The following is an 8,875-nucleotide window of genomic DNA, read 5'->3' as shown; positions in this document are numbered from 1 at the left end:
GGTCACGGCTTCGCCGAAAGTCTCGGGCGGAATCTGATCCCGCAGCGGCTCCAGCAAAGTCAGTTCCTGCGGCGACGGCACGCCTTCGGCGCGAAAATCCGATTTCTCGAAGCAAGACTGCGAGCGCTCATATGAGCCGTAGAAGAAATTGCGTCGGGTCCATTCGAAGTCGAAGCAGAGTGCGATCGCCTGCCGAACGCGGGAGTCCCGGAACTGTTCCCGCCTTTGATTGACGGCGGTGGCCTGCATGGAAGGCACCTTTTCCGCCGGGAATTCGTGCTTCACCACCTTGCCGGCTGTGACAGCCGGAAAATCGTAACCCGTGGCCCAGACACGCGAAACGGATTCTTCCCTGTAGAGGATCTCGCCCTTCTTGAACGCTTCGAACGCGGCGTTGCGGTTCTGGTAGGATTCGATGCGAATTCGCTGGAAATTGTTCTGGCCGCGATTGACCGGAAGATCGTTGCCCCAATAGTCGGCCACCCGCTCATATTCGATCCAGGCCCCGGCCGACCAGCGGCCGATCTTGTAGGCGCTTGAACCCAACGGAGGATTCATCTGCGAGGAATCGAACGGATTGGCCGTATAGAAGGCTTTCGACAGGATCGGCATCTGGACGACGTTGAGAATCGTGCGGGAGGCCTGCTTGCCTGAGAATTTGAGTTCAAGCGTGTGGGCGTCCACCGCTACGGCGTCCTCCAGATGCGTCAACGACAGCGAATAGTCTGGGTGCCCCTTGTCCTTCAGCAGCTTGAAGGTGAAGGCGGCATCCTCGGCCGTCAGCGGCGTGCCGTCGTGGAAACGGGCCTGCGGGCGCAGCGAGAAGGTGAAGCCGTTGCGGTCGTCGGAAATCGTGACCCCGTCGGCGATCAGCCCATAGACGGCGTCGGGCTCGTCAAGCGCCCGCACCATCAGCGCATCGAAGCACATTTCCGTGCGCTGCGGCGCATCGCCCTTGGGGACGAATGAATTCAGGGTGCTGAAGGTCAGCGGGGTCTGGTTCGCGACCCAGTTGAAAGGCTGGAAATTGAAGGTGCCGCCTTGCGGCGCATCGACGTTGACATAGTCGAAATGCGCGAAGTCAGGCTTGTATTTCAAATCGCCGAACGCCGACAGCCCATGCAATTTGACACCGGTCGGGGTCTGAGCGAAAGCCCGACCCGGCAGCAGCGCTGCGGCAGTCGCCGCCGCGCCGAGCGCCAGGAAGTCGCGACGAGGAAGCAATGTCTGCCGCCTCATCAGTTACCCCTGTATTTGGCGGTCAATGCCTTTTCCTTCGCCGTATCGATCCACCAGGAGTCGATATCGGCGCCACGGTAGCTGGGCTGCTTTTCGGGCATGCCGAACTTGTTCCAGTAGGCAAGCCAGACCACCGCCCGGTAGTATTGCGGCACGGTATAGTAGTTCCACAACAGCACGCGATCGAGCGCATGAGTGGCGGCGACGAGATCGTCGCGGTCGGTGGCGAAGATGACGCGGTCCACCAGCGCGTCGACGACCGGGTCCTTGATGCCGGAGTAATTGCGCGAGCCGGGTGAATCGGCGGACTTCGAACTCCAGAAATCGCGCTGTTCGTTGCCGGGCGAATCCGACTGCTGCAGCACGTTGGTGATGACGTCGTAGTCGAAATTGTTGACGCGGTTGACGTACTGGCTGGGGTCGATGATGCGCAGCGTCGCATCGACGCCGATCTTGCGCAGATTGGCGATATAGTTGCCGGAGAGGATCTGATCCGTGTCGGACGTGCCGAGGATCTCGAATTTGAACGGCGCGCCGCTCTTGGCGTTCATCATCTTGCCGCCCTTGATCACCCAGCCGGCCTGGGCGAAGAGGTCGACAGCCTGCTTCAGATATTTCCGCTCCGCTTGCGGTGAGTCGTAGACCGGCAGCTTGAATTCCTGGGTGAACAGTTCAGGCGGCAGCTTGTCGCGATACTTCTCGAGGATTTCGAGTTCCTTGCCTTGCGGCAATCCGCTCGACGCGAGTTCCGTACCTTGGAAATAGCTTTGGGTGCGCGTGTTGGAATTGAAGAACAGCGTTCGGTTCATCGTCTCGAAGTCATAGGGATAGGTTAGCGCCTCGCGGACCCGGCGATCCTGGAACAGCGGCCGGCGCTGGTTCAGCATGAAGGCTTGCATCGGCTCCGGCGAAGTGGTCTTGAATTCCTTTTTGATCACGTCGCCGGCGTTCACCGCCGGAAAGTTGTAAGCCGTCGCCCACCGCCGCGAGCTGTTTTCGGCCTTGATGTCGTCTAGCCCGCCCTTGGTAAAGGCCTGCCACGCAGCATTCTCGTCCAGTATGTAGGTGAAGCGCTGAGTGTCGAAGTTCTCCCGGCCGATCTTCACCGGCAGCTTGGCGCCCCAGTAATCAGCCACGCGCTGCCAGACGATCTCGGAACCCGGCTTGAAGCTGGCGATCTTGTAGGCGGCTGATCCCAGCGGCGGCTCGAGAGTCGGCCTGGTGATGTCGCGCTTCTTGCCGCTGGCATCGGTGCCCTCCCACCAGTGCTTCGGCAGGACGACCAGATCGCCGATAATCTTGGGCAGCTCGCGGTTGCCCTTCTGGTTGAAATGAAACTCGACCTCGCGGTCGGAAATCGCCACCGCGTCGGTAACGTTCTCGAAATAGCGGTTGTATTGGGGGGCGTTGGCCTTCAGCACCTGGAACGACCAGACCACATCGTCGACGGTGATCGGCTGGCCGTCATGCCATTTCGCTCGCCGGTCGAGCCGGTAGGTCGCAGAGGAATAGTCGGGCGGGTATTTATAGGCCTCGGCAACCAGCGGGTGGCTGACGCTGCCCTCGTCGGTCGCCTGGTCCATCAGCGTGTCGTAGAGCAGGCCGCCGCCGAACCCGGCGAGCCCCGCGGCCGGCGACCCCGGCACGATATAGGGATTGAAGCTGTCGAAAGTGCCGACAACGACGGAGTCGTGGGCGCCACCCTTGGGAGCGTCCGGATTGACATAGTCGTAGCGTTGGAAATTTTCGCCGTATTTGGACGGGCCGGTCAGCGAGGACGTGGTGTGCCACTCATCAGCGAGGCTGGCCTGCAGGCTGGCGGCGAAGGCGATCGCCAGCATCGATGCGAAAAACGTGCGGGAGCGGCCGACCGTCATGCGTTCTCCTCGTCGCAACAGTATCCACCGGCAATCTAGATCATTTGACGCCGGTGAAAACCGCAAGCGCCGGCTTTTGTCTCAGCATATGCGGCTTTCCTAACAAAAAAGCCGGGACGAACCCGGCTTTTCCAAGGTGTCTTTATGACGAAATGTTTATTGCGCGGGCGCGACCGGCTTGGCCGGGGCGGCACCTTCGGCCGGCTTTGCCGGAGCCGCACCTTCGGCCGGCTTGGCGGGTGCCGTACCTGCGGCCGGCTTCGCCGCGGCGGCGCCTTCGGCGGGCTTGGCTTCCGCCGAAGCGCCCGGCTGCGGCAGCGGCTTCGGATTGTCCGACAGCGTGCGCAGATAGGCGATCACGTTGGCGCGGTCCTCATCCTTCGGCAGGCCGGCAAAGCCCATCGCCGTGCCCTTCACGAACTTCTTCGGCGCGTTGATGAAGTGGTTGAGGTTGTCGTAGGTCCACTTCTCGGCGCCGCCCTTGGAGAAATCCTTCATGCCGGCCGAATAGGCGAAGCCCTCATGCTCGGCGACGGGGCGATCGATGATGTCCCAGAGGTCCGGACCGACCTTGTTGGGGCCGCCCTTTTCGCCGGAATGGCAGGCCTGGCACTTCTTGAAAATGGCGGCGCCCGTCTCGGCATTGGCGGTCGCGAGCAGGTCGGCGATCGGCTTGGCTTCGGCCGCGGGCGCGGCAGCGCCGCCGCCTTCGGCCGGCTCGGCCGCCTCGATGGCGAAGCCCGGCTTCTCGGGAGCGGGGGAGGCAAACAGCCCGTCGGAAACGATGCCCACGGAAAAGACGACGAAACAGGTTCCGAGGAATCCGGCGAGCAGCTTGTTGACTTCGTTGGAATCCATACGCCCCTTGCTCCCTTTTCCGGCGGACCGTCCACTCCGTCCGTCGGTATAGCGAAGGCCCCAACGGGCCCGTTAAATCGCGCGGAAACTAGGTCTTTTGCTTCGTCGTTGCAACACCTATAAGGGCGCTTCCAGTGAGACGTTTTGCCACTTTTCCATCCGCTTCCCCGGCTGTCCCAGAAGTCCCATGTCGACATTGATCCTGATCCCCGCCCGCATGGCCTCGACGCGCCTGCCGGGCAAGCCGCTGGCCGACATCGCCGGCGCGCCGATGATCGTCCATGTCGCCCGCCGCGGCGCCGAGGCTGGGCTCGGCCGTGTGGTGGTGGCGACCGACACCGAAGCGGTCGCGTCGGCGGTAAGGGATCACGGTTTCGAGGCGGTGATGACGCGCGCGGACCACGAATCGGGATCCGACCGCATCTTCGAGGCCCTCACCCTGCTGGACCCGGAGAAAAAGGTCGAAACCATCGTCAACGTCCAGGGCGATCTGCCGACCATCGATCCTGAGATCATCGGCGCATCGCTGCGGCCCTTCGCCGACCCGTCGGTCGACATAGCCACGCTCGGCGTCGAGATTGTGCGCGACGAGGAAAGGACCAATCCGAACGTGGTCAAGATCGTCGGCTCGCCGCTCTCGGCGACAAGGCTGAAGGCGCTCTATTTCACGCGCGCCACGGCGCCGTGGGGGGAGGGCCCGCTCTATCACCACATCGGCCTCTATGCCTACCGCCGGACAGCGCTGGAACGCTTCGTGGCGCTGAAGCCGTCGCCGCTCGAACGCCGTGAGCGGCTGGAGCAGCTGCGGGCGCTGGAAGCCGGCATGCGCATCGATGCCGAGATCGTCCGGTCGCTGCCGCTCGGCGTCGACACGCCCGACGATCTCGAGCGCGCCAGGCAAATTCTTTCAAACTGAGACATCCGTAAGCGAGACCTTGGCGCATGCCTGAAAAGACCAACAGAATATCCTTCCAGGGCGAGCCGGGGGCCAATTCCGATACCGCTTGCCGCAACATGTTCCCCTCGATGGAGCCGTTGCCCTGTCCCACCTTCGAAGACGCCTTCAACGCGGTCGAGACCGGCAAGGCCGAGCTCGCCATGATCCCGATCGAGAACACTATTGCCGGGCGCGTCGCCGACATCCATCATCTTTTGCCGGAATCGCGCCTGCACATCGTCGGCGAGTATTTCCTGCCCATCCATTTCCAGCTGATGGTGCTGCCGGGCGTGAAACGCGAAGAGATCAGAAGCGTGCACAGCCATATCCATGCCCTTGGCCAATGCCGCAAATACATCCGCAAGAATGGCTGGAAGCCGGTTGTCGCCGGCGACACGGCGGGATCGGCCAAGATGGTCTCCGAGGTCAAGGATCGCACGATGGCGGCACTTGCGCCTGCGCTTGCCGCCGAGCTCTACGGCCTCGACATCATCGAGAAGAATGTCGAGGACACCGACTCGAACGTCACCCGCTTCGTCGTGCTGACCAAGAACAAGCAATGGGCCGAGCGCCCCTCGCTGGAAGCCAAGATGATGACCACCTTCATCTTCCGCGTCCGCAACGTGCCGGCCGCGCTCTACAAGGCCATGGGCGGCTTCGCCACCAACGGCATCAACATGACCAAGCTCGAGAGCTACCAGCTCGGCGCCTTCACAGCGACGCTGTTCTATGCCGACATCGAGGGCCACCCCGATGATCCGCTGGTCAAGCTGGCGCTCGACGAATTGCGCTTCTTCTCGCGCGAAATGCGCATTCTCGGCGTCTATCCGGCAAGCGCGTCGCGCGAGCAGTGGAAGGTCGCCGATTAGGTGGTTCCTAGGACCTTCGAGATTGGCAAAGGCCTTGATGCTTCGTCATCCACGGGCGAAGCAGGAGCGAAGCGACGCGGCGCAGACCCGAGGATCCATGCCGGGACTTCAACGCGTTAGGACGGTCCAGATTCTGCTCCGCTGCGCCCCTCGACTGAGGTAACGGCATGGATCCCCAGGGTCTGCGCTCCGCTTCGCGTCGCTCCGCCCTGGGATGACGACCTCATGGAGTTCCGCGTCAATCTTAGACGCCGGCGCTCGATCCAATCTCAGCCAAAGCCGAGCGGGACATAGTCGATTTCGAGAAATTTCTCGACCTCAGGCAGCCAGCGGTCGCGCACGAACGCGACGTGGTCGGGATGCTCGTTGTATCTGGTGTAGGCAGCCTGGTCGGCGAACTCCATCGAGAAGCCGAACTGATAGTCGTTCTTCGGGCTCACTTGGCGCAGCTGCTCGAAATGCGTCACACCCTTGATCGCCGTCAGGATCTTCTTGGCATCGTGGAGGAACCGCTTCGCCTCCAGCGAATGCGGCGGATGCTTCAGCGTGAACACGACGGTATGACGGATCATTTCTCGGCTCCTATTCGCTGTCGACCCAGGCGCGGATGAGGTGGTGGGCGATCGCCCCTTTCGGCGGCGTGATCAGGCCGCCCGGGTGCGTCCTCTCCAGCATCGAGCGCACCTCATCGCGGAAGAACCAGCGGCAGTCTTCGAGCTCGTTCAGGTCGGCCTGGATGTCCTCGTTGAGCGGCTCGCCGAAGCAGCCGATCATCAGCGAATAGGGGAACGGCCAGGGCTGGCTGGCGTGGTAGACGACGCGGCCCAGCCGGATTCCGGCCTCCTCCAGCGTCTCGCGGCGCACCGCCGCCTCGATCGTCTCGCCGGGCTCGATGAAGCCGGCAAGGGCCGAATACATGCCCGGCCCGAAATGCCGGCCGCGCCCGAGCAGGCATTTCTCGCGCGTCGCCGTCAGCATGATCGCCACCGGATCGGTGCGCGGGAAATGGTCGGTGCCGCAGGCCGGGCAATGCCGCCTGTAGCCGCCGGCGCGCATCTCCGAGCGATTGCCGCATTTGCTGCAGAAAGCGTGGCTGGCATGCCAGGCGAGCAGCGCAGCGCCCTGGGCCAGCGCGCCGGCCGCCGCTTCGTCTATCAGCCCCTGCATATAGACGGAGCGGTAGTCGATCGCCTTCACCGTTTCCGGCAGATTTTCCGGTTCGATCCCGGCGGGCACGGCCAGCACCGGGCCGCTCTCCGAGAGGCCGAGCAGCACGCCGCCGTCGAGCGAAACCTCGAAGGCCTGGCTTTCCGCCGCTTCGAACCATGGGTCGAATTTGCCGTCGTCGAGCTTCAGATAAAGCCTGCCGCCATGCATCAGCATCAGCCGCGCCGATCGCTCGCCAAGCGCCTTCTCGACCGCGTCGTCGGCGCGGTTTTCCGATTGCCGGTCGATCCGGTTGCCGGCGAAACCGACGAATTGGCTCGGCTCGCGCAAAGGCGCGTCAAACAGACGAAAGTTCATAGGAGACTCGAGGAGGGGCAGGAATGGACACTGATGGGCTTATAGCGCTGCCTTGATCTTTTCGGCAAACCGGCGGATGTCGGACCGCTCATACGGCTCGCGCATGCCATGCCCCCAGACCGGCCCTGGCCAGCCGGGGTCGCTCTCGCTGCGGGCGATGACATGGACGTGCAGCTGGCGCACGATGTTGCCGAGCGCCCCGGTGTTGATCTTGGTGCAGCCGGTCACCCGCTTCAGCGCGTGCGCCACCATATTGGTCTCGAAGGTCAGCATCGTCTGGTCGAGCGGCGTCAGGTCGTGGATTTCCTCCACGCCCGGCCGCTGCGGCACCAGGACCAGCCACGGCCAGCGGCGATCGTTCATCAGCCGGAGCTCGCACAGGCCGAGCCACATGAGCTGCTCACTGTCCGCCTCCAATCGGGCGTCCAGTGTGAAACCGGCCTTTAGGCCAGGCAGCATGGGCGTTTCCCTCACTTTTCGAGAATGCTTCAAACCCTGAACGCTAGAGCGACGGCAAGGTGGCTGCAAGCGAATCATTGACCGCTCCTGCGGATTTGAAGGTCGTCTGCACCGCATGGCCTGGCCGGTGATCCACTACGACCCTTGCATTTCGCCGCTGAATTGCCGATATGGAGCTTGGGAGGTTGGTGGTGGACGATCCACTCGCCAACCGGGTCAGGTCCGGAAGGAAGCAGCCCTAACGAGCCCGGAACGGGTCATTGTTCCAGCCTCCCGCCTCTTCGCCTTTCTCCCGCGACATTGACGGCGCCGAGCCGTGCGGGCGAGACTATGCGCAGGAATCGGCCGCCTTCCGTCGCGGTCCTTGGAGCTTTTGACGGCGAATGAGCGAAGCCGGAAATTCGGGGCCAGAAAGCCTGGAGACAGGTAAGGCCGGCGCCTATCGCGTGCTGGCGCGCAAATACCGCCCCTCCAATTTCTCCGCACTGATCGGCCAGGAGCCGATGGTCCGCACGCTCACCAATGCCTTCGCCACTGGCCGCATCGCCCAGGCCTGGATGCTGACCGGCGTGCGCGGTGTCGGCAAGACGACGACGGCGCGCATTCTCGCACGCGCCCTGAACTATAAAACCGCCACTGTCGACCAACCCTCCGTCGACCTTTCGACCCCCGGCGAGCATTGCCAGGCGATCATGGAAGGCCGCCATGTCGACGTCATCGAGATGGACGCGGCTTCCCATACCGGCATCGACGACATCAGGGACATCATCGACCGCGTCCGCTACGCGCCGGTCTCGGCCCGCTACAAGGTCTACATCATCGACGAAGTGCACATGCTCTCCACCCAGGCCTTCAACGGCCTGTTGAAGACGCTGGAAGAGCCGCCGCCGCATGTCAAATTCATCTTCGCCACCACCGAGATCCGCAAGGTGCCGATCACGGTTCTGTCGCGCTGTCAGCGCTTCGACCTGAGGCGCATCGATGCCGGCGCGCTCGTCGCGCATCTTTCCTCGATTGCCGCCAAGGAAGGCATTTCCGTGGATGATGAGGCTTTGGCGATGATTGCGCGGGCCGCCGAGGGCTCGGCGCGCGATTCGCTCTCCATCCTCGAT

General features: G+C 63.0%; 9 protein-coding genes and 1 other RNA gene. 4 read left to right on the top strand and 6 right to left on the bottom strand.

Annotation, left to right across the window (positions count from 1 at the left end):
* From EOA60_RS09160 to EOA60_RS09150, 3 genes are all read right to left on the bottom strand, one after another.
* The coding region (locus EOA60_RS09160; protein ID WP_164899239.1) for an extracellular solute-binding protein at positions 1–1,239 on the bottom strand (1,239 nt) is incomplete at its 3' end.
* Complete coding sequence (locus EOA60_RS09155; protein WP_067324474.1) at positions 1,239–3,116, bottom strand: extracellular solute-binding protein; 1,878 nt, start codon at positions 3,114–3,116, stop codon at positions 1,239–1,241. The genes EOA60_RS09160 and EOA60_RS09155, both read right to left, overlap by 1 nt.
* A 156-nt stretch (positions 3,117–3,272) precedes the next feature.
* Positions 3,273–3,974: a cytochrome c family protein gene (locus tag EOA60_RS09150; protein ID WP_095799305.1), complete on the bottom strand. Its 702-nt coding sequence runs from the start codon at positions 3,972–3,974 to the stop codon at positions 3,273–3,275.
* Between the two features lie 187 nt (positions 3,975–4,161).
* Here EOA60_RS09150 and EOA60_RS09145 point away from each other — a divergent pair, with 187 nt between their 5' ends.
* A complete protein-coding gene (locus tag EOA60_RS09145) occupies positions 4,162–4,890 on the top strand; it encodes a 3-deoxy-manno-octulosonate cytidylyltransferase (RefSeq protein WP_067324478.1) in 729 nt (242 codons plus the stop codon).
* A gap of 26 nt (positions 4,891–4,916) precedes the next feature.
* Positions 4,917–5,780, top strand: coding sequence for a prephenate dehydratase (locus tag EOA60_RS09140; protein WP_066996244.1), 864 nt, complete (start codon positions 4,917–4,919; stop codon positions 5,778–5,780).
* Positions 5,781–6,049: 269 nt separating this feature from the next.
* On the opposite strand, the gene EOA60_RS09135 is transcribed toward EOA60_RS09140, so the two are convergent.
* From EOA60_RS09135 to EOA60_RS09125, 3 genes are read right to left on the bottom strand one after another with little or no spacing between them, the layout of a single operon-like run.
* Positions 6,050–6,352 (bottom strand): Dabb family protein, encoded by a 303-nt coding sequence (locus tag EOA60_RS09135; protein ID WP_095777526.1) that lies wholly within the window; start codon positions 6,350–6,352, stop codon positions 6,050–6,052.
* Positions 6,353–6,362: 10 nt separating this feature from the next.
* Entirely contained in the window at positions 6,363–7,304 is a 942-nt protein-coding gene (gene nudC, locus EOA60_RS09130; protein WP_095824247.1) for an NAD(+) diphosphatase, read from the bottom strand.
* Positions 7,305–7,343: 39 nt separating this feature from the next.
* A complete protein-coding gene (locus tag EOA60_RS09125) occupies positions 7,344–7,763 on the bottom strand; it encodes an HIT family protein (protein ID WP_066996253.1) in 420 nt (139 codons plus the stop codon).
* Positions 7,764–7,943: 180 nt separating this feature from the next.
* On the opposite strand from EOA60_RS09125, the gene ffs reads away from it, so the two are divergent.
* Together ffs and dnaX are read left to right on the top strand one after the other, a co-directional pair.
* Positions 7,944–8,040, top strand: an RNA gene (ffs, locus tag EOA60_RS09120) — signal recognition particle sRNA small type.
* 106 nt (positions 8,041–8,146) lie between these two features.
* The coding region (dnaX, locus tag EOA60_RS09115) for a DNA polymerase III subunit gamma/tau (protein ID WP_128311263.1) at positions 8,147–8,875 on the top strand (729 nt) is incomplete at its 3' end.

Source organism: Mesorhizobium sp. M1A.F.Ca.IN.020.06.1.1 (assembly GCF_004023265.1).
Taxonomy (GTDB): Bacteria; Pseudomonadota; Alphaproteobacteria; order Rhizobiales; family Rhizobiaceae; genus Mesorhizobium.
The sequence above is the reverse complement of the archived record's forward strand: the minus strand, read 5'-3'. Positions and strand labels throughout refer to the sequence as shown.